We start from the raw sequence: 20453 nt of genomic DNA, 5'->3' as shown, positions 1-20453 counted from the left end.
GGCCCACACTCGGGGGTGCCCGCGGGGGGGGGGGCGCGCGAACGGCCCCCCCGCCCCGCCTGGGGCGGGGGGGGGGCCGGCCCGCCCCGCCCCCCCCGGGGGGGGGGGGCCCCCCCCCCCACCCCGCCCTCGGGCCGCACGACCCGCTTCGTGGGGCGCGGGCGCTACTTGGTGGCGTGGGCGGCCGCCCGCGCGAGAGTACTGGCGGCCTCGGAGCGCGCCTTCTTGCCCGCCTTGCGATCCGCCAGCACCTTCGCCGCCGCGGTCAGCACCTTCTTGCCGGGCATGCGGGTCGACTTCGCCGGGGTCTGCGCCAGCGCGCTGCCCGCCGCGGCCTTCTCCGCCTTGGACCGCTTGGGCGACCGCACCGTCTTGCCCGCGGCCGACGCCGACGCGGCCTTCGTCGTCTTCGCGGCGGCCTTGCCCTTGCCGCCGGTCTTGCCGCCGCTCTTGCCGCCGGTCTGCGAAAGCGCGCTGGCCGCAGCGGTCCTGCTGCTCTTCGACGTACTGCCCTTGCCGCTCTTGACCGTCTTGCCTGCGGCCGACGCCGCCTTGGGATGCGTGGTTCCCGATGCCTTGGCATTCGTCCTGGCCATGGTGACCTCCCTGGTCCTGTGTGTCGGATGCCTGTCCCGTCCGCCTACCCGAACTCCGCCGCGGGGAACAGCCGGAGGCGGCTGTACGCGACGTAGCGGTCGATTCGGCCGCCGGGGCGGCCGGGGCCGCCCTCGCACGGACTCGCGCATTACGCTGGCTCCTGCCCGACAGAATCGTTCGCAGACTTCACACCAGCAGGGGACCGCGTGGCCGTTCACGGACAGACAGCCGGGGCACCGGACCTGCACGAGCTGCGGCGCCGGGCCGCCGCGGCGGGCGTCCCCGAGCGGGACGAGGGGCTGATCGTCTGCGAGAACCTGGTGCGGATCTACCAGGCCGAAGGCGTCGAGGTCCAGGCGCTGCAGGGGCTCGACCTGGCGGTGGCCCAGGGCGAGATGATCGCCGTGATCGGTGCCTCAGGGTCGGGCAAGTCCACCCTGCTGGGCATACTCTCCGGCCAGGACGTGCCCACCGCAGGATCCGCCGAGGTCGCCGGACACGACCTGCTGGCGATGAAACGCCGCGACCGGCTCAGTTACCGCCGCTCCACCGTGGGCTTCGTCTGGCAGCAGACCGCCCGCAATCTGCTGCCCTACCTCACGGCGGTGGAGAACGTGATGCTCCCCATGACCTACACCGGGGTCAGCCGCTCCCGGCGCCGGGCCCGCGCCGAGGAGCTGCTCGACCTGTTCGGCGTCGGGCAGTGCGGCGACCGGGACCCCGACGAACTGTCCGGCGGCGAGCAGCAGCGGGTCGCCATCGCCGTGGCCAACGCCAACGAGCCCCAGGTCCTGTTCGCCGACGAACCCACCGGCGAACTCGACACCGCCACAAGCGACGAGATCTTCGCCGCGCTGCGCCGGGCCAACAAGGAGCTGGGCGTCACGGTGGTCGTGGTCACCCACGACACCCTGGTGTCCGAGCAGGTCCAGCGCACGGTGCGGATCCGCAACGGCCGCACGTCGACCGAGGTGCTGCGCCGGGTCGCCACCGACGAGGACGGCGTCGAGGCCCTCACCGCCGAGGAGTACGCGGTCCTGGACCGCAACGGGCGGCTCCAGCTGCCGAGCGAGTTCACCGAGCGCCTGCACATGCGCAAGCGGGTGAAGCTGGCCCTGGAGTCCGACCACGTCGGCGTGTGGCCGGACCCGGCCGCGCGGCAGGCGAAGTCCGAGGCGGAGGAGGGCCTTTCGGACGCAGGCCTTCCTGACGGGGATCCCCCGGGCGAGGGTCCTTCAGGCCAGGCGTAGGACGGCGCCCAGGCGGCGCCTGCGGGCCAGCGCGGTCTCGGTGGCCGCGGCGGCGAGTACCAGCACGATCACGCCGCCGACGAGCGCGAGGGTCAGCGAGTAGTCGGTCCGCAGGGTCGGCTGGGCCGGGCCGCCGGTGAACTGCCGCAGGTCCAGCGCCTGTTCCATGAGCCGGGGCTCGAACACGCCGAGCAGGGTGCCGCCCACGGCCGAGGCCGCGGCGAGCGGGAGCAGTTGCAGGAAGAGCATCGCTCCCGCTTCCCTGCCGCCCAGTCCCAGCGTGCGCAGGAAGGACGTGGTGCGGCTGCGCTCGTACGAGGTGAGGATCAGTTCCAGCGCGACGGCGAGCAGTCCGAGCAGGGCGGCGAGCACCGAGCTGACGGTGTAGATCGTGCCGAGGCCACGGGTCAGGCCGTCCTCGCGCAGCGTGCTCAGCGTCTGGGTCCTGGTGCGGATCTGCGCGAGCGGTCCGAGCGCCTTGACCGCGGCCGACCGCAGTGCCGCGGGGTCGGGGGCGTCGGGCCCTTCGCCCTTGAGCAGCAGGACGGTGCTTCCGGAAGCCGCCTGCGACATCAGGGGCTCGGCTGAGGCGGTGGTGACCAGTATCGGCGTCCCTGCCGGGATCCGTGCCGTGACCGGCCCGAGCAGCGGGTCGTGCAGCTCCTCGGCGGAGAGGGTGCCGACCGGGTCGAGGGTCAGGTGCGCGGGGGGCTTGCCGTCGGCCTGGACGGTGGTGGTGAAGCCGCCGCCGGCCTCGCGTGCCCGCAGGTCGGGCGACACGAAGGACGGGAGCGGGGCGGCCGCGCCCGACGAGGGCCGGGCGGGGAACGCGGACAGCAGGGCGCCGGCCAGCCGCGATCGCGGGGCGACGGCGACCAGTTGGCGGGGGTCCACGGTGATCACCGCGACCGGGGAGATCACGGCGCCGTCGGACTGTCCCACCAGGTCGAGGCTGTGCAGGTGCTCCAGGGCCGTACGCATGCCGGTGGAGCCGGTGAGCGCGCCCGGCGCGGGTGTCGTGTTCCCCGCGACGGTCGCGCCGGCGTCGGCGCCGGTGCTCCATGCGGCGCCGGCGGCAAGGCCGTCGCCGACCGTGCGCTGCACGAGGCCGCCGAACACGGCCGTGCCGAGGGTCAGGACGAGGACGAAGAGGGCCAGCCCCGTCGCCGGGGCGTCGTGGGCGGCGCGGGCCACCCCGACGAAGCCCACTGTTCCCCTGCCGCGCCGTGCCTGCCGCAGCAGCAGCCGCAGGGCGAGCGGGTAGACCCGCAGCAGGATCAGTACGACGGCCAGGGCCACCACGGCGGGCACCGCGCCGAGCACCCAGTCGGGCCCCTGCGACCGCAGGGCGGCCACCCCTGCGGCTGCCGCGAGCAGCACCGTCGCCTCGATGACGACGCGCCGGCCGCCGAGCGCGGTCCTGCGCCGGCGACGGCGCCGCCTGGGCACGGACGGCTCGCGGACCGCGAGCCAGGCCATGACGGCCACCGTCAGCGCCACAACCCCGGCCGCGACGGCGGCCGCCGACTGCTGCGGAGACCCGGAGGTTCCGGTCGGGGCGAGGTGGCGGCCGCCCGCCCAGCCGAGCAGGGCGGTGACCAGCACCACCGGCCATGCGACGGCGCACCGCAGCAGGACCAGCCGCGCCGTCGACGCGCCACGCGCGCCCTGCAGCCGCAGGTGCTCCTTCCTGCGGCGCAGCAGCAGCCGGACCGCGACGGCGGTTGTCGCCAGCGCGACCGCGGCCAGCGAGTCGACGGCGAACGACGCGAGCCCGCGGGCCTGGCGGTCCTGTGCGGTGAAGGCGTCGAGGAGCGGGGTCAGCCCGTCGGTCACGACGAGCGGGCCGGTTGCCTGGTCGCCGACGTGGCAGCCGACGTCGCCGGTCACCCAGTCGACCCCCTGGCACAGCGCCGCGTTCAGGTCCGGGCCGAAGTGGGACAGGGACCCGGTCATCGCGTGGGCCCGGTCGAGCGCGGCCTGCCGCAGGTCGGGCCGCAGCTGCCAGGTCACCAGCGGACCTGACACCCCGGCCCGGGCCAGCAGGTCGGCGGTGTCGGTGCCGACCAGGCCGCGTGCGGCGAGTACGGTGCCGATGGACTTCTGGTCCGGATAGCGCGACGGCTGGGCCAGCGTCGGCTGGCCGCTCCAGAAGTCGTCGGCTCCGGCGACTTCCCGGAAGACGCCGCTGACCTGGAGCGCCACCGAGGGGGGTGCCTCCTGCACGGCGGGCACCCTGTCGAATTCGAGGGTGAGCCGGCTGCCGGCCCGAAGTCCCAGCGCCCGCGCGGTGGTCTGCGACAGTCCGACCTGCGGGGCCGTACCTGTCGGGGTACGGTCGGCCGGCGCGTGACCGCTGACGTAGCGCAGATGGGCCTGCGCGCCCGGCAGGTGGCTGAGCGCCAGCTTGGTGGCGGTGATCCCCGGCTCGGGCGGCGGCGGTGAGGTGAGGGCCGCCTTGTTGTAGTCGTAGCTGCCGCTGCCGGCGAAGGTCAGGTGCCGCGCGGCGGAGCCGGTGAGCCGGTCCGCGAGACGACGGCCGTCGCCCAGCAGGGTGGCCATGTCCACGTTGGGCGACGCTTCACCGAAGACCTCGGGCACGGTGCTGAGGGTGACCAGGGGTGCCGGGTCCTGCGCGGCGACCCGCTGGCGCAGCGCCCGGTCCTCCTGGCGGCCGGCGGCCACGGGTGCCCACGCGCACAGTCCGGTCAGGATCAGGACCAGCAACGCCAGGCAGACCAGCAGCGGCAGGTCGCCCCGGGTCTCCTTGCGTATCAGGCGCAGTGTCATCGCCGCGCCGGCGCCGGTGGGTCGCGTCACCGTCCGCCCCTTCCGGTCGTGTTCTGCTGCCGCCTCAACGGTCCTCCCCCGCTCGCAGCACACGGACGAGGTTCACGCGGGCCAGCAGCCGGGCCAGCCCCAGCACGACCGCGCTGACGGCGAGCGCGGTCACCGCCGTGGTCAGCACCACGGTGTGCCAGGGCACGACCAGTGGCAGCGACGGGTAGGGGGCGTTGCCGCTGTCGTCCACGGTGACCAGCGGCAGCACCGCCGAGGCGAGTGCCATCCCCATCAGCGCCCCGGGCACGACGGCGAACAGCGCCAGGCTCAGCTGCTCGGCGCCCAGCAGTGCGGACAGCCTACCGGGGCGCACGCCGATCGCCCTCAACAGGGCGAACTCCTTGCGGCGTTGCCGGGTGGAGATCACCGCGTGGACGGTGAAGGCGATGACCGCGAAGCAGGGGGCCAGATACCGGACCAGTTCGAGCACCCGGCGCAGTCCGCTGCGGAACGGGTCGGCCCTGAGTGCCGCGGCGGTCTCCGCCGTGGTGGTCACGCGGCCCAGGGCGGGCTCCGCCCGGGCGGCGGCAGCGGTGCGCGCGCTGTCGGCGCTGCTGACCCGCCAGAAGGCGGGGTCCTGCTGGAGGCCTCCGGCGAGCAGCAGTGCGGCGGCGAGCCGGCGCTGGTCGGCGACGAGATGCCCCTGCCCGCGCCCCAGCCCGCTCAACGAGTCGATCCGGCCCACGATCCTGGCGGTCACCGGGCTGCCGAGGCCGAGGTCGAGCCTGACGGTGCTGCCCACGGCGAGGTGCCCGTCGCGCAGCACCTTGGCGTCGGCGCGTACCGGGAGCGGGGCGGGTCCGCCGGCCGGGCGCGCCACGATCCGCACCTGGCTGCCCGCCTGGGTGTCGGTGTCCCCGAAGTAGCCGGCTGCGGCGTCGGGCGAGAGCGGACCGTGCAGGCCTGTGCTGACGGTGGCACGGAGCACGTCGGGGCCGCCGGCGCGGATCGCGCACACGCCAGGGGCGCCGCTGTAGGCGGACGTGTCGCCTTTGCAGGCCCCCGCGGTGGCGTCAGCGGCCCCCTCGGTGCCGTCGGCCCAGGCCTGCCCGCCGGCCGGGGGCACGACCCAGGTGTCCGAGGTGCCGCGTGCGCCGATCCGTATCACCTCCAGGTCCAGCAGGGCCGGGTGGACCTTGGGTTGCGGCAGGACGGCGACGGCGGTGACCGTCAGCGGATACGCACGCGGGTGGCCGCCGCTCAGTGCGACGTCCAGGGGGACGGTGACGGTGTGCCTGGCACCGTCGGCGGCGGGCAGGACGGCGGTGACGGAGCTCTGCAGGCCGTAGGCGTCCTGGAGGTTCAGTTGCAGGCGGGGTGCGGCGGTGCTGCCGTCGCTCGTCACCCTCTCGTCGAGCAGCAGCGCGGTCGGACGCCCGGGAAGGGTGATCCCGAAGGCGGGGGGCGCCTCGCGGGGCGCGGGACCGCCGATGGTGCCGATGAGTTGCTCGGTCCCCCCGCCGGGCAGGTTCGCCGTGGCCTGGGTCACCGGCGTGGCGGCGGTCGCCCCTGGCAGTCCCCGGTAGGCGGCGCCCACCACGGAGGAGGGGTAGTTGTTCTGCTTGCCCGGGGTGATCCTGACGTCCGCGCCGACGGTGAAGGCGGCCTGCTCGGAGGCCAGGCCGCCAAGGCACGCCAGCGCGGTGGTGGCGAACGCGCTCACGGACACCGCGAGGCACATCAGCACCACGGGACCGGCGTTGCGCGTGGCACGCCGGCTCAGCTGCCATCCGGCCAGTGCGGCCACCAGGCCGCGGCTGCGGCGGCCGAAGACGTCCAGCAGCCGGGAGGTCAGCGGCAGGAGCCGCAGCAGCAGGAGCGCGGCGGCCCCGGTCGCCAGGGCGGGGACGAAGACCAGCACCGGGTCCACGGACGCGGAGCCGCCGAAGCCGCCGGCTGTCAGCGAGCGGTGCCGCCGCAGCTCCAGGTAGCCCAGGACCGCGACGGCCAGCAGCGCGAGATCGGCGCCCAGCCGCTGGGCGACGGCGGCCCGCGCGCCTCGCACCGTTCTGATCCGCATGGCGGGAAGTACGGGCAGCAGCACCGCCGCGCCGTGCACCAGCAGGGTCAGAGCCACCGCCGCCCAGGCGTCGGGGCCCGGGCTGCCGGGGTGCATCAGCCGGGCCGCGTACGGTGCGGCGGCAGCGGCCGGCACGCCGGTGAGGGCCCATTCGGCCACCGCACCGCGCAGCAGGCGCAGCGTGCCCGAGCCCCGCGCCTGCTGCAACGCGAAGTCGTCACGCCTGCGCACGGTCATCTGCCGGGCGGCCAGCACCAGTGCGGCGAGCGCGAGTGCCGCCAGCATCACACTCGGCAGATACAGCGCGGACCGGGCCACCACCTTCGGTACCGCCAGGGCGTCGATCGCGCCGGGAAGGCCGGAGGACACGGCCAGGTCGTCCAACGACGGCTGCCCGCCGCGGAAAACCGACACGGCGCTCCGGCTGCCGGTGAAGTTGCGCACCCGGTCGTGGAGCCCCGGCAGGCTCCCCGCGTCGAGGCGGGAGAAGTCGGGCAGCACGCTCCAGTGGACGGCCAGCTGGCCGTTCAGGACGGCGCTGCCGTTCAGAGCCGCAGGTGGGACCACGAGCAGTTCCTGGCTCGCGCTCTCGCCGTCGGTCAGGTCCCCGGCCATCGCGGGCCAGAACCCGACGGCACCGGCCGGGCGGAAAATGCCGGTGATGCGCACCGTCATGGTCCGGCTGAAGGCGTCCTGCACCCGGAGCAGGGAACCGGCTCGGAGCCCGAGGCGCAGGGCCAGTTGCCGGGGCACTGCGGCGTCCACCCGGGCGGTGGAGCCGGTGGCGACGCGGACCGTGGGCAGCGAGGTGAACGCGCGGGCGGGGGCGTCCGCGGTACCTGCGGGCCAGTGCCCGGCGACCAGCCGGCCGAACCTGCCCGCGCCCTGCACCGCGACGGGGTGCAATCCGCTGCCGCCGGGGCCGCGCGGCGGGTTCGCGGCCCCGTCGACACCCACAACCGAGACCGGCGAGGTGCCCAGCAGCCCGACGTAGGTCTGCTGGGGCACACCGGCGAAGGCCTTGGCGCCCGCGTCTCTGACGCCCCGGTCGGCGGCGGCCATCCCTGCGGCGCGGTAGGAGGCGTTGACGAAGACCTGGGCGTCGGGGTCGGCCGCCAGCCGCTGCACGGAGTCGGACTCGACGGAGTTGCCCGCCAGCGCGACCAGGGCGGAAAGGGCCGTCGCGCACAGCAGTACGGTCGCCGCGACGGCGGCCAGGACCAGCCCGTGCTGCGTCGAGCGCCTGGCAGCGGGGGGAAGGCGCCGCCGGGGACGGGGTGGAACACCCGGGCGACGGCGCGCAGAAGAAAGGACGGCCGTGTCGACCACATGAACCCCCGCGCTATCGAACATGTGACGGTACGGCGCGTCTCAGTCCTACCAGGCGTGCAGCTCGCGGCGCAACAAAGCCGATCTCGCGCCGCCGCCTCCGGCGGGTGTCAGTAGGCGTTCCGCCTGCGCAGCGCCCGCGGGCGTCCGTCGGGGTCGGCGACAAGTCCCGAGGGGAGCGCGGCGACGGCTCCGGCCAGCCGGGACAGGTGCGGGGTGGCGTAGCGGCGCAGCCGCCCTGCCGGGCGCGGGCCCCGCCGGCCTTCGCGGTGCCACAGGTCGAGCGCCGCGGCGGCGTCGGAGCAGGCGTCGAAGGCGGCGGCGGGGTCGCACAGGGGGTCCTGGGCGGCCGGGTCCTCGGGTTGCTCCCGGTCGAGGTGTTCACGCATCAGGCGCAGCCGCAGCTCGCGGGCCCAGGTGCGGGCGCCGTCCCCCGTCCCCGCGGGGTCGCGGGGTTCGCGCGGGTCGAGGCGCGTGTCGAGCACGGCGCAGCCGAGTTCGGAGTCGTGGGTCCAGGAGCGGCGGTTGACGTTGTCCGAGCCGACGCAGGCCCAGACGTCGTCGATGACGCACGCCTTGGCGTGGACGTAGACCGGGGTGCCCTGGTGGTTCTCGACGCTGTAGACGGCGAACCTGTCGCCCCCGGCGCGGTGCAGCAGGTCGAGCGCCTGGACTCGGCCCCTGAGGTTCATCGGCCCGGAGAGCCTGCCGTCCTGGTCGGGGAAGGCGGGGATGACGGCGATCATCCGCAGGCCGGGCTGCGTGTCGAGGGCCTGGGCGAAAGCGCTGACGACCTCGGAGGACCACAGGTACTGGTCCTCCAGGTAGATCAGCGACCGTGCCCGCGCCAGGGACTTGCGGTAGGCGCGGGCGATGCTGCGCTCGCCGTGCGGGGCGAAGGGGTAGCCGTGGCGGATGGCCGGGTAGGTGCGCAGGACCTGGACGGTGGCGCTGCCGCGCGGGGCGGGGTCGGGGAGTTGGGCCGGGAGCGGGTCGGCGACCGTGTCCTCGTGCTGTGCGAGCTGCCGCAGCCGGCCGAACGGACTGCGGCTGAGCGGCGCGGGGTCGCACCAGCGTTCCCTGAACGTGGCCTCGATGTCGCCGACGGCCGGGCCGCGTATCGCCAGCTGGATGTCGTGCCACGGAGGGCGCGGCCCGTAGGGGGCGGCCAGCGGCAACGGGTTGGGGTCGCCTGCGTGGTCGGAGGTGTCGCGGCGGCTGTGGCACAGGTCGATGCCGCCGGCGAAGGCGACGTCGCGCTCGGGCCGGCCCGGGTGCCGCAGGACGACGAACTTCTGGTGGTGGGAGCCTCCGAGCCGCACCCGCATGTCCAGCAGGCACTCGCCGCCCGCCGCCTCGATCTCCTCGCCGAGGTGCCGGTTCTCCCGCGAGCTGAACTGCAACTGGTCCAGGTGGGAGCGCCAGATCAGGCCCTTGACGACCACCCCGCGGCGGGCGGCCCCGCACAGCACCTCGCCGATCTTGCTGCCGGGACCGCCGTCCAGCGCCTCGTCCGGGTCGCCCCGCCAGTCGGTGAACAGCAGCAGGTCGCCCGCGCGCTGTGCCTTGACGGCGGTGAGGAGTTCGGCGAAGTAGTCGGCGCCGTGGACCAGCGGGGTCACCTCGTTGTCCGCCGACCAGGCCGCTCCGCCGTCCCGTCGACGGTCCAGCACGGTGGCGGGATTCCCCCGCTCCTCGGGGCTGAGCAGCCAGTCCCCCGGTTCCATACGCGTCGCCTCCGGTCGGTCTCCTGCCGGCTCGGCTACCCGTCAGGGTGTCCCTCACGCCCGCGGGGCGGGAGTCGGAGCGGCGAGGTGCCCTGCGGTTCGCGGGCGGACGGGAAAACGGCTCGACGGCCGTTCCGGGTTGCTGCCACAGTGGTTCGCCATGGCGAACCCCGAGCTCGTGAGCGCCGCGGACCTGCACCTCATGCAGGGGTTGGCGCAGCGTGTCAGCGCCACACGCCTGGACCTGGTCAACAGCGAGGCGACCTTCGGCGAGCTGGCCTGGAACTGGGGTAAGGGGCAGTGCGACGGGGCGGTCCGGCCGCGCCGGCTGTGGTGGTCCGGCGGGGATCTGGTGGCGTGGGGCTGGGCGTGCCTTCCGCACCGGGTGCCGCGGAGCGACGGGTCGGTGAAGGACGTCACCGGCGCCGGTCTCACGTATCAGGTCCATCCCGACCACGCCGTGCTGGTGGACGAGGTCATTGACTGGTACGACGAGACGGCCGCGGGCGTCGACCGGTCGGTCGTGCCCAGTGCCGCCGACACCTTCGCCCTGGGGCGGTGGGCGGCGCGCGGCTACCGGACCGATCCGGCGTCGCTCGGCGACACCGGCTTGTGGACCCGGCTCAACGAGCGGGACCTGGCCGAGGTGGAACAGCCCGTCCTGCCGCGCGGGTTCCGGTTCCGCACGGCCGAGGAGGCCGGGCCGCGGGCCGCGGTGCAGGCCCACCTCGACGCGTGGGCGCCCTCGACGTACACCGCCGAGGCCTACGACGGGGTCAGGCGGACGGCCGCCTACCGCGGCGATCTGCACCTCCTGGTGGAGGCGCCGGACGGGACGATGGCCGCCTCGACGATCATGTGGCTCGACGAGGCCAACGCGACAGCCGAGTTCGAGCCGGTCGGCACCCATCCGGCCTACCGGCGGCTGGGGCTGGCGCGGGCGATGCTGCTGCACGGGATGCGGCTGGTAAGGGCGGCCGGGGCCGCCCGCGCCACGGTCGCCTGCCTGGGCGCGCCGGGACACCCGCGGGCGCGCGGGCTCTACCACGGTGTCGGGTTCCGGGAAGTCGCGCGGGACGCGCCGCTCATCAGGACCGCGGCAGGCTGAGACAAGGGCTCACTCGCCGTGACCCTCCCCGGGGAGACCACGGCCGGCCACATGGACGAGATGTTCGCGGGCGGTGAGGTGCACCTCAGGGGCATCGACTGGCTGAGGAGCCAGTGGGGGTCGTCCCGCGTGACAGGGCGCAGGCCCACTTCATCCTGCGAGCGCCCCTCGACGACCCGGAGTACGTGCTGGGGCAGACAGCCGTGATGCACAGCGTCACGAAGGCGGCGCGCCGCGCGTGATCCGCCGGCCGGGTGGTCCTCCGGGGCGCACGTCGGACGGCCGTGTTCGCGATGCGCCGGTATGGGCACCCGAAGGGGAGGTGTGCGCCTGTCGCAGGCAGGGCGGGCGCAACACGCACGCCTTCACCTCCCGAGGGCGGTCCGACCGAGAAGGGACCGGCACCGTGGGCCCGACCCATGCCGCAGGGCACCGCACCGAGCAGCAGGAGCGAGGTGACGGCTCCCGATGGCGCGCTCTGGCTGTCTGCCTGACGGCGAGCTTCATGACGCTGCTTGACGTCAGCATCGTCAATGTGGCGCTGCCGTCGATCCGCACCGGGATCGGCGCCTCGCAGAGCGGTCTGCAGTGGGTGCTCAGCGGTTACGCGCTCGCCTTCGGGCTGATGCTGGTGCCGGCCGGGCGGCTCGGCGACGTCCGGGGCCGCCGGCTGATGTTCATGGTGGGGCTGTCGCTTTTCACGGTCGCCAGCGCGCTCGCGGGCGCCGCGCAGAACGAGACCTGGCTCGTCGCGGCCCGGCTCCTGCAAGGAGTCGCAGGCGGTGTCCTCGTCCCGCAGGTGTCCGGCTTCATCCAGCAGATGTTCAGGGGTGCCGAGCGGGGGCGGGCGTTCGGGCTGCTCGGCGCCACGATCGGGGTCTCCACCGCGGTGGGGCCGCTGCTCGGCGGAGTGCTGATCCAGCTGTTCGGCACGCATGAGGGCTGGCGGTGGGTGTTCTACGTCAACCTGCCGATCGGTCTCGCGCTGCTGCCCCTCGCCTACCGGCTGCTGCCCGGGCGGCCCGAGCCGCGCTCCGGCGGAGCCGCACGCGGCGATCTGGACCCGTTCGGCGTCCTGCTGCTCGGGGCGGGGACGGCGATCCTCCTGCTGCCCTTCGTCCAGGAGGAGCAGTGGCGGGGGCCGGCGAAATGGCTGCTGGTGCCGCTTGCCCTGCTCGTGCTGGGCGCTTTCGTGGGCTGGGAGCGCCGCAGGGGGCGCAGCCGCGAGCCGCTGGTCGACCTGGCGCTCTTCCGGCGTCGCTCGTACGGCCTCGGGGCGCTCCTGTCGCTGCTCTACTTCGCCGGGTTCACGTCGATCTTCTTCGTGCTGACCCTCTTCCTGCAGAGCGGCATGCACTACTCCGCCCTGGAGGCGGGCCTGTCGATCATGCCGTTCGCCCTGGGGTCGGGTGCGGCCGCCGCGATCGGCGGCAGGGTGGTCACCCGGATCGGCCGCCCGCTGGTGGCCGCCGGGCTCGGCATGGTGGTCATCGGGCTGCTCGGTACCGCGTTGGCGGTGCAGCTGGACGACAACCGCTCGGTGGGCCTGGCCACCGCGCTCCCGCTGCTCTTCGCGGGGGTCGGCAGCGGGCTGACGATCGCCCCGAACCAGACGCTGACCCTCAGCGAGGTGCCCGTGGACCGCGCGGGCAGCGCCGGAGGGGTTCTCCAGACGGCCCAGCGGATCGGTTCCGCCATCGGCATCGCCGCGGTCGGCTCGGTCTTCTTCTCCAAGGCCGGCAGGCCCCACCCCGACTGGTCGGCCGGTTTCAAGATCGGCGTGCTGACCTCGACGGGGCTCGCCGCGCTGGCCCTGGTGGTCGCGCTCGTCGACGTGTTCACCGGTCCTCCCAACGCCCCGCAGGCCGCCGAGCGGAAGCCGGACGCCCGCTGAGCGGGACGGCTTCGGACCGCCCTGGTGGGGCGCCGTGCATGAAGAAGCCGCTTCAGGGACAGCCGAACGGCATGAGCGGCGACGGAAACGTGACGGACAGGCGGTATCCGGGCGGGACGGCAGCCCCGGAGCCCGACGAGGGGACGCGGCCGGGGCCGTCCGAGCCCCCGGCCACCGCCGCGGGCCGCCGCGGCGGCCCGCACACGGCGCGTACCGGCTCGCGCACGACGCGTACCCGGCTCTACCGGCGTGGCGCCCTGGAACGCGAGGACTTCCCCGTCGAGGAGATCTCCGACTACGTCGACAAGCCGGACTGCACGGTGTGGCTGGACGTGTGCGACCCCGACTCGGCGGACTTCGACATGATCGCGGAGGAGTTCGGGCTGCACTCCCTCGCGGTCGAGGACGCCAGGCACGAGCACCAGCGCCCGAAGCTGGACACCTACCGCAGCCACCTCTTCCTGAGCGCCTACGCGGTGGCGGTCGACCCGGACAGCGGCGCCGTGGGCACCAGCGAGCTGTCCGCGTTCATCACGTCCAACGCCCTGATCACCGTCCGCAAGGGCGAGCACTGCCGCACCGAGCCCATGGTCGACCGCTGGGACGGCTCCCCCGACCTCGCCGCGCACGGCGTGGGGTTCCTGGTGTACGGGCTGCTCGACTACCTGGTCGACGGCCACTTCGCCGCCGTCCAGGACCTCGACGACCGGATCGAGCAGCTGGAGGACCTGCTCTTCGAGGACAGCCCCGGCGAGATCCAGGCGGTGCAGCGCCGCTCCTTCGAGCTGCGCAAGAGCCTGGTACGGCTGCGCCGGGTGGTGCTGCCCATGCGCGAGGTCGTCAACTCCCTGATGCGCCGCGACCTGCACGTGGTCAGCGAGCCGATGCAGCCGTACTTCCAGGACGTCTACGACCACGTGCTGCGGGCCGGTGAGTGGACCGAGTCGCTGCGCGACCTGGTCACCACCGTCATGGAGACCAATCTGACGGTCCAGGGCAACCGCATGAACCTGATCATGAAGAAGGTCACCAGCTGGGCCGCGATCATCGCGGTGCCCACCGCCGTCACCGGCTTCTACGGGCAGAACGTCCCCTACCCCGGGTCCGGCTCCCATGCCGGCTTCTGGATCTCGAGCGCCTTGGTGGTCGTCCTGTCCCTGCTGCTCTTCGTGACCTTCAGACGCCGCGACTGGGTCTGAGGCCCGGGGTCCGTCCTGCGCCGGCGGGAGCGCAGGTTCAGTACAGCGACAGCCCGTACGCGGCCAGGACCTCGGTGATGGGCTGGTAGTAGGCGGTGCCGCCGGACGAGCAGTTGCCCGATCCGCCGACGAACAGGCCGATGGCTGTGGACCCGGCGGACAGCAGGCCCCCGGTGTCGCCCGGATCGGTGCAGACGGTGGTGGCGACCAGCCCGCTGACGACTTGGCCGCCGCCGTAGTTGACGGTGGCGTTGAGCGCGGTGACGTTGCCGCAGTGGAGGCCGCTGACGGCGCTCTTGCGGCAGACCCGCTCGCCGACGTACGCGTTGCCCGCGGAGGTGAAGCCGTTTCCCGGGTGCGGCACCGACGGGTTGTCATAGCGGACCAGCCCGTAGTCGTTCCCGGGGAAGGACGTGGCCACCGTGGGGCCGATGTACGTGGTCAGGGAGGCGGTGGTGTACCAGGCCGAGGTCCCCTGGGTGCAGTGGCCGGGCATGATGATGTAGTACGTGCTCGCGTTGCGGGCGTTGGCCTGGGTCCGGCAGGCGGTGCCGTTGTCGGCGTAGATCATGTCGCCGGCCGAGACCTGGGGGCGCGCCGTGCCGGTCGTGCCGGCCGCGGCGGCCGCGCTTCCCGCGACGGCGGGCGGGGCGGCGAAGGCCATGGCGAAGGCCGCGAGGACGGCGAGCGGCGCGATCCGCGACAGGCCGGGGCGGCGGGCGGTGGAGCGGTGTCCGATGCTCAACGGAGCCTCCTGGGTTGACGGGCCTCGTCGCCCTGGCGGCGTGGCCGAGTGCGCCGGGCACGGGCGCCACGGCGGCGCCCCATTCACGGCATGACCCTGACACTGTGGGGCCAGTATGCGAACGGGCCAGGACAGGCACAAGGGCACAATCAAGGCAGGCCGGGCCGCACCCGGGTGACACCCCCTGACACCGCGACAGCTCCGCTCCCCGCCGACCGCGGACGCCCTGCGGAGGATCCGGCGCACCGGCCTGTTGCAGCCGGGGCGGGACACGTCCCGTCCTATATCGTCTTCCTTCGTGACCGAATCAGAGGATTTCGCGCCCACCGTCGAGCTCACCCGCTTCCGCGTGGAGCCCAGCCGGGTGGGGGACCTGCTGCGGGCCCGGCCCGCCATGCTCGCCGACTTCCGCGCCGACCGCACGGGCTTCCTCGACGCACGCCTGGTCCGGCTCGATGACGACCAGTGGCTCGACATCGTGACCTGGCGGACCTCCGAGGACTTCGCCGCCTCCCGGGCCAAGGGCGCCAACCGGCCGGGGATCAGCGCCTTCTTCGCCGCGATCGCCGAACTGCTCAGCGCCGAGGAGGGAGTCGAGCCCGGGATCGGGGAGGCCTGAGGGACCCGTGCGGCACGGCCGCCAGGGACCGGCCGCCTAGCGCGACGACGTCCGCAAGCCGATGGTCCGCAGGTCCGTCCACTCCCCCGTGAGGAGCCCCCCGTGTCGCACCCGCGCCTCCCCGCACCGCGGTTCACCCGGTCGGACACCTCCCGCGCGGAAGCCTTCAGCGACGGGGTCTTCGCGATCGCCGTCACCATCCTGGTGCTCGGTCTGGCCACCCCGCCGCACCGGCCCGACACGCTCGGGCACGCGCTCGCGCGCCAGTGGCCCGCGTACGTCGGCTACGTGGCGTCCTTCGGCTACGTCGGGGTGATCTGGCTCAACCACCACCAGACCTTCGCGCGGGTCCGCAGCATGGACCGCGGACTCCAGGCGGCGAACCTGCTCCTGCTGTTCACCACCGCGGCGATCCCCTTCCCCACCGGCGTGGTCGCCGACGCGCTCAGGACCGACGTCTCGGGCACGGACGCCCGCGTCGCCGTCGCGCTCTACGCGGGCATCGCCATGGCGATGTGCCTGAGCTGGGCGGCGCTCTTCCAGTATCTGGGCCGCCACCCCGAACTGGTGGACGACGCGATCGAGCCGGACTACACACGGCTGGGAGTCATCCGCTCCTACTACGGCGTCCTGATCTACGCCGTCGCCGGCGTCCTGGGCTACCTCGTCACACCGCTGGTCGCGCTGGCCGGATTCATCGTGCTGCCGCCCTTCTACTTCCTGTCCATCGAGGGGGTGCCGCGCCGCCGGCAGGCCCCCGGCGGCCGATGATGCGCCGCGGTCGCACCTGTTGTTTCATGGACTGGGGGGACGCACCGCCTGTACCGGGCCGCGGCCCGGGGTCCAGAGGTGATCCAGTTGGCTTTTCCCGCTTCCGGTGAGGATCCGGATCCGCACGTCCCCGCCGACGCCGTCGCCGAGCTCGCGGCGGGTGTCGCGGGAGAGGTCTTCCGGCCCGGGGACGCCGGTTACGCAGCCGAGAGCGCCACCTTCAACCTCGCGGTCACGCACCACCCGGCCGTCGTGGTGGGCGCGGCCGAGGCGGGCGACGTCCAGGCGGCGGTCCGTTTCGCGACCGCTCACGGCCTCGCTGTGGGCGTGCTCTCCACGGGGCACCAGGCCATCGTGCCGGCCGACGGGGCGGTGCTGATCACCACCCGGCGGATGTCGGCCGTCACCGTGGATCCGCGGAGCCGTACGGCGGTCGTCCAGGCCGGGGCCCGCGCCGGGCAGGTCATGGACGGAGCGGTGCCGCTCGGCCTCGCCCCCATCGTCGGGTCCTCGCCCTCGGTCGGCGTGGTCGGATTCACCCTGGGCGGCGGTCTCAGTCCCACCTTCGGCAGGCCCTTCGGATGGGCCGCCGACTACGTGCGCGCCATCGAGGTGGTCACCGCGGACGGGCGGCTGCGGCGCACCACCGCGGAACAGGAGCCCGACCTTTTCTGGGCCCTGCGCGGCAGCCGGAGCAACATGGGCGTGGTGACCGCGCTGGAGGTGGAACTCCACGACGTGGTGCGGCTGTACGGGGGCGGGCTGTTCTTCTCCGGCGAGGACACGGCCGCCGTGATGCACGCGTACCACCGTTTCACGGCGGATGTGCCGGACGCGCTCACCTCCTCGGTCGCGCTCATGCGGCTGCCGGATGTCCCTTCCGTCCCGGAGGTGCTGCGCGGCAGGTTCATGGTCCATCTGCGGATCGCCCACCTGGGATCCGCCGCGGAGGGCGACCGCCTGGTCGCGCCGCTGCGGCAGGCCGCTCCCGTGGTGCTCGACACGCTCGGCGACATGTCGATCGCCGACTTCGCGTCCATCCACCTGGACCCCACGGACCCGATCTACTTCAGGGAGTGGACGGAGATGCTGGCCGGGCTCACGTCGGAGGGCATCGACTCGATCGTCGACGTCGCCGGGCCGGGGGCGGAAGACGCGGTGGAATTCATCGAGCTGCGCCACCTCGGTGGCGCTCTCGGCCGGCAGATGGGCATGCCGAACGCCGTGGGCAGCCGGGACGCGGACTTCGCCGTCTGGATCATGTCGATGGGGCCGGCCTCCGAGGGCGACCCGCAACACGCCTACGCGGAGCGTGTACTGGCACGCCTCCAGCCGTGGGCCACCGGGCGCGCCTACCTCAACTTCTCCTCCGACACCACAGCGGAGGAGGTGGAGGAGGGCTACACCCCCGAGGCGTACGCCCGGCTGCGCACGGTGAAGTCGACGTACGACCCGGCGAACGTCTTCCGCCTCAACCACAACATCCCGCCGAACGGCGGCACGTGACGGTCCGTCCGGGGGCGTCGTCCGCGGGACCACGGAGGGGGCACGGCGCACCGGCCGCCGGCCGGCATGCCGCCCGTGGACGCCACCGGACTGCGGGGTCCTCCCCCGCGAGCAGGCCCCCGCCGCGGACCGGACGGCGGGCAGCGCTGAGGGCGAGCACCTGGATGCTCGCCCTCAGCCTTGCCGCGCCGGCGTCAGAAAAGCCCGCGAGCCGGGACGCGGCGCCTGCACGCCTGTGTCGATCACAGCCCACCGGGTGCGGACGGCAGGCTGGCGGTAGGGGTGGCGGCGGAGCTGATGCCCCCGTCGGCGGCACGTGGTGCCCGCGGACGGCGGTCCTGGCCGTCGCCGCCGCCCGGCCGTGGCGCGAGTGGCGAAGCGCTGGTGCGGTACGCGACCGAAGGGGATCGGCCGCCGGGCCGGCCGCGGGCCGTCGTCAGCCGACGACGGCGACAGGGCCGTCCCAGGCGTCGCGGTCCACGGTGATCGACGCGCCGCCGTAGGTCTCCTTGGAGTTCACCTGGTACTGGTGGCCGCGGCGGTGCCCGGTCCACAGGCCCGAGGAGAAGGGGAAACCGGTGACGGTGCTGTTGTTGCCGTCGTAGCGGGCGTACCACAGGGCGTCCGGCATGTCGGGGACCGTCGGGTCGGCCTTGGCCACCACCGCGGCGCTCGACGAGCTGAAGCCGTAGAAGCCGGCCCAGTAGCCGCGGGCGTGCAGCGCCTTGTCCCACGCCTGGACGTAGGTGAGCACGGAGTCGACACACGCGGTGTCGCTCGCGTCGAACGCCTCCATGTCGAGGTAGACCGCGCTGCCGCCGCCCATGCCGAGGGCCTTCGCGCGTCCGACGGCGTCGGCGCCGTCGGACGCGCCGAGCGACGCCGCGTCGGAGGCGCCGATGCGCTCGCTGCTGCTGCCGGACTGGCACGGCGGCTGGGCGCCGACGTATATCGGTATGAGCTTCCAGCCGGCGGCGGTGGTGGTGCCCACCCAGGAGGAGGTGAGGCTCGGCTGCGAGCAGCCCCGGTTCCGGCCCCCGATGTAGACGGCGGCGCCGCTGTACGGGCTGCTCGCCTTCCAGGCGCTCATCTTGCTCGCGCTCGGCGCGGTACAGGTGTCGAAGGCGAGACCGGTGAAGACCTTCACCGACGCCGAGTGCGGCGGCCCCGCCACGGTCGCGGGCTTCGCCGAACCGTCGGAGGAGGTCGTGGCCTTGGCGCTTCCTCCCCCCTTGCCGGACTCGGAGGGCGACGCGCCCGCGGAGGCCGTGGCGGTACCGGAAGCCGACGCGGACACGCGGGCGGAGGAACTCGCGGAGGCACCGGGCTTCGCGCTGCCCGACGCCTGCGCGGAGGGCGATGCCCCGCTCTGGAGCGCCCCGGCGACGCCCGCGGCGTCCGTCCGTGCCGTCGTGCCGTCGTTCTTCCCCCCACCGCCGGCGGCCGCCGCCGCGAAGGCGGCGCCGCCCCCGATCACCACGACGGCTGCGGCGATCCCCGCGTAACGCTGCCATCTGGGCTTGGGCAGGCGTCGCTTCGACATGTGAGTCCCTCGGATGCTGGAAGGTGCGGCGGACGCCGGAAGAGGGCACGGACACGCCGTGCTCGCCCCCTCCGGGAACGGCCCCCTCCGACCGTCCGGGTCCCCGATGATCACATGATGGCAGCACACTTCCGCGCGGCTGACCGCGCCCCCGCGATCGGCCTCGGCGCGGCGCGGACAGCGCGCACGACCGTCCCACGGCACGGACCGTGCCACGGCGCGGACAGTGGAACAGCCCGGGCGGCTCGCCGCTCGGGCTGTGATGTGTCCGGCTCCGCCCAGCCGTCCGCCCGGGCCGTGTGGCCGGTCTTCACCGGGGCAGCGGCGGGTGCGAGCGGCAGGTGCGGAGGTGGGCCCGCGGGGCCGTGAACGGCCTGGGGTCAGGAAGCGCCGTCGCCGGGCCGACGGGAGCGGGCGTCGCCGCCGCGGCTCGGGCGGGGGGCGGGGCGGTCGGTGGGGGCGGGTTTGAGCGGGAGGTCGGGAACCTCGACCGCGGGCGGAAGGTCCGGAGTGACGTGGGCGTAGGGGACGCTGCGTTTCTTGCGAGCAGTCATACCATTTCGCGTGCCCGTTCGATCCGTTCCCAGTCGCCTGGTTGCGGAGTATCGGGCCTGGATCGGATGTCGCAGGTCAACGGCGTGCACGGCGCAGCAGAATGGCGGCATCGACCACCGCGATGACGAAGAGCAGCGCGCAGACTCCGGCGAGTATGGAAAGCGCCGCCCTGCCGTCCGGGCCGGAGTCCGCTGCCCACCAGGCCAGCAGGCCGGCCGCGATCAGGCAGACGGGCGCGGCGATCGTGACCAGGAGAAGGCGCAGGTCACGGGGCGATTTGGCCTGTACGGGCTCGGTGCCAGAGCGGTGTTTGCTGAGCATGGTCACGGCAGTCTCCTTCGCTCCGGGGCGCCGCAGGATTCCGGCTGACGCCACATTCCTCGGATAACCGGTACGAATACATGCAAACCGGACTCGACGACCGAGCCGTACCACTGCGGCGCCCATGGAAGGAGCAGGCCGGTCGCGTGCGCTGCCGCAGCGTACTTCGGGCGCTCATGCCGGTGCGGGGAAGGGATGGCCGCAGGTCCCGCCGGAGTCCGGATGCGCTGGTCAGGACGGTGGCACAGGCGGTTCCACAGCCTGGTCGCACGGCGGGTCCTGCGGGGGGCGAGGGGGTCGTGTGCTGTCGGTTTCGGACCTGGCCGGGTGCCTGAAACCGTGCTGTGGCCGCGGTGAAAGCAGCCGCGCGCAGTCTTCGGTCATCAGGCAGCGCGCCGCGAGCCCCCACCCCGGGGGAGCGCGGCAGA

General features: G+C 74.0%; 15 protein-coding genes. 8 read left to right on the top strand and 7 right to left on the bottom strand.

All coding sequences use genetic code 11. The features are described from left to right. Positions 1–164: 164 nt before the first annotated feature. Positions 165–596, bottom strand: a complete 432-nt coding sequence (locus tag ACGFMP_RS24655) for a hypothetical protein (RefSeq protein ID WP_393675147.1) — start codon at positions 594–596, stop codon at positions 165–167. A 207-nt stretch (positions 597–803) separates the two neighbouring features. Here ACGFMP_RS24655 and ACGFMP_RS24650 point away from each other — a divergent pair, with 207 nt between their 5' ends. After that, positions 804–1847: an ABC transporter ATP-binding protein gene (locus tag ACGFMP_RS24650; RefSeq protein ID WP_393675146.1), complete on the top strand. Its 1044-nt coding sequence runs from the start codon at positions 804–806 to the stop codon at positions 1845–1847. Here the strand turns inward: ACGFMP_RS24650 and ACGFMP_RS24645 are convergent. The 3 genes from ACGFMP_RS24645 to ACGFMP_RS24635 form a co-directional block, all read right to left on the bottom strand. Then, positions 1833–4667 carry an FtsX-like permease family protein gene (locus ACGFMP_RS24645; protein WP_393675145.1) on the bottom strand — a complete coding sequence of 945 codons (2835 nt, stop codon included), beginning with the start codon at positions 4665–4667 and terminating at the stop codon, positions 1833–1835. The genes ACGFMP_RS24650 and ACGFMP_RS24645 overlap by 15 nt on opposite strands. Positions 4668–4701: 34 nt before the next feature. After that, a complete protein-coding gene (locus ACGFMP_RS24640) occupies positions 4702–8061 on the bottom strand; it encodes an FtsX-like permease family protein (RefSeq protein WP_393675144.1) in 3360 nt (1119 codons plus the stop codon). Positions 8062–8147: 86 nt separating this feature from the next. Then, positions 8148–9764 carry a phospholipase D family protein gene (locus ACGFMP_RS24635; RefSeq protein ID WP_393675143.1) on the bottom strand — a complete coding sequence of 539 codons (1617 nt, stop codon included), beginning with the start codon at positions 9762–9764 and terminating at the stop codon, positions 8148–8150. A 160-nt stretch (positions 9765–9924) separates the two neighbouring features. On the opposite strand from ACGFMP_RS24635, the gene ACGFMP_RS24630 reads away from it, so the two are divergent. From ACGFMP_RS24630 to ACGFMP_RS24615, 4 genes are all read left to right on the top strand, one after another. After that, on the top strand, positions 9925–10872 hold the full coding sequence (locus ACGFMP_RS24630) for a GNAT family N-acetyltransferase (RefSeq protein WP_393675142.1): 948 nt from the start codon (positions 9925–9927) through the stop codon (positions 10870–10872). Positions 10873–10985: 113 nt separating this feature from the next. Continuing rightward, positions 10986–11114 (top strand): hypothetical protein, encoded by a 129-nt coding sequence (locus tag ACGFMP_RS24625; protein ID WP_393675141.1) that lies wholly within the window; start codon positions 10986–10988, stop codon positions 11112–11114. 263 nt (positions 11115–11377) lie between these two features. Continuing rightward, positions 11378–12766 carry an MFS transporter gene (locus tag ACGFMP_RS24620; protein ID WP_393675140.1) on the top strand — a complete coding sequence of 463 codons (1389 nt, stop codon included), beginning with the start codon at positions 11378–11380 and terminating at the stop codon, positions 12764–12766. A 71-nt stretch (positions 12767–12837) separates the two neighbouring features. Next, the gene (locus ACGFMP_RS24615) at positions 12838–13965 is read left to right on the top strand and encodes a magnesium transporter CorA family protein (protein WP_393675139.1); all 1128 of its coding nucleotides are present in this window, start codon (positions 12838–12840) and stop codon (positions 13963–13965) included. 37 nt (positions 13966–14002) lie between these two features. On the opposite strand, the gene ACGFMP_RS24610 is transcribed toward ACGFMP_RS24615, so the two are convergent. After that, positions 14003–14710, bottom strand: a complete 708-nt coding sequence (locus ACGFMP_RS24610) for a S1 family peptidase (RefSeq protein WP_393675138.1) — start codon at positions 14708–14710, stop codon at positions 14003–14005. A gap of 298 nt (positions 14711–15008) precedes the next feature. On the opposite strand from ACGFMP_RS24610, the gene ACGFMP_RS24605 reads away from it, so the two are divergent. The 3 genes from ACGFMP_RS24605 to ACGFMP_RS24595 all read left to right on the top strand — a co-directional run bounded on the left by ACGFMP_RS24605 (position 15009) and on the right by ACGFMP_RS24595 (position 17606). Then, a complete protein-coding gene (locus ACGFMP_RS24605) occupies positions 15009–15329 on the top strand; it encodes an antibiotic biosynthesis monooxygenase (RefSeq protein ID WP_393675137.1) in 321 nt (106 codons plus the stop codon). A 102-nt stretch (positions 15330–15431) separates the two neighbouring features. Then, entirely contained in the window at positions 15432–16100 is a 669-nt protein-coding gene (locus tag ACGFMP_RS24600) for a TMEM175 family protein (RefSeq protein WP_393675136.1), read from the top strand. An 87-nt stretch (positions 16101–16187) separates the two neighbouring features. Further along, positions 16188–17606 (top strand): FAD-binding oxidoreductase, encoded by a 1419-nt coding sequence (locus tag ACGFMP_RS24595; RefSeq protein ID WP_393675135.1) that lies wholly within the window; start codon positions 16188–16190, stop codon positions 17604–17606. Between the two features lie 436 nt (positions 17607–18042). On the opposite strand, the gene ACGFMP_RS24590 is transcribed toward ACGFMP_RS24595, so the two are convergent. Together ACGFMP_RS24590 and ACGFMP_RS24585 are read right to left on the bottom strand one after the other, a co-directional pair. Beyond that, a complete protein-coding gene (locus ACGFMP_RS24590; RefSeq protein ID WP_393675134.1) occupies positions 18043–19149 on the bottom strand; it encodes a glycoside hydrolase domain-containing protein in 1107 nt (368 codons plus the stop codon). A 630-nt stretch (positions 19150–19779) separates the two neighbouring features. Continuing rightward, entirely contained in the window at positions 19780–20025 is a 246-nt protein-coding gene (locus ACGFMP_RS24585) for a hypothetical protein (RefSeq protein ID WP_393675232.1), read from the bottom strand. Between the last annotated feature and the right edge of the window lie 428 nt (positions 20026–20453).

The organism is Streptomyces sp. NPDC049040, from assembly GCF_043197715.1.
GTDB lineage: Bacteria > Actinomycetota > Actinomycetes > Streptomycetales > Streptomycetaceae > Actinacidiphila.
Note: the sequence above shows the minus strand (reverse complement) of the source record. Positions and strands in the feature narration are given on the sequence as shown.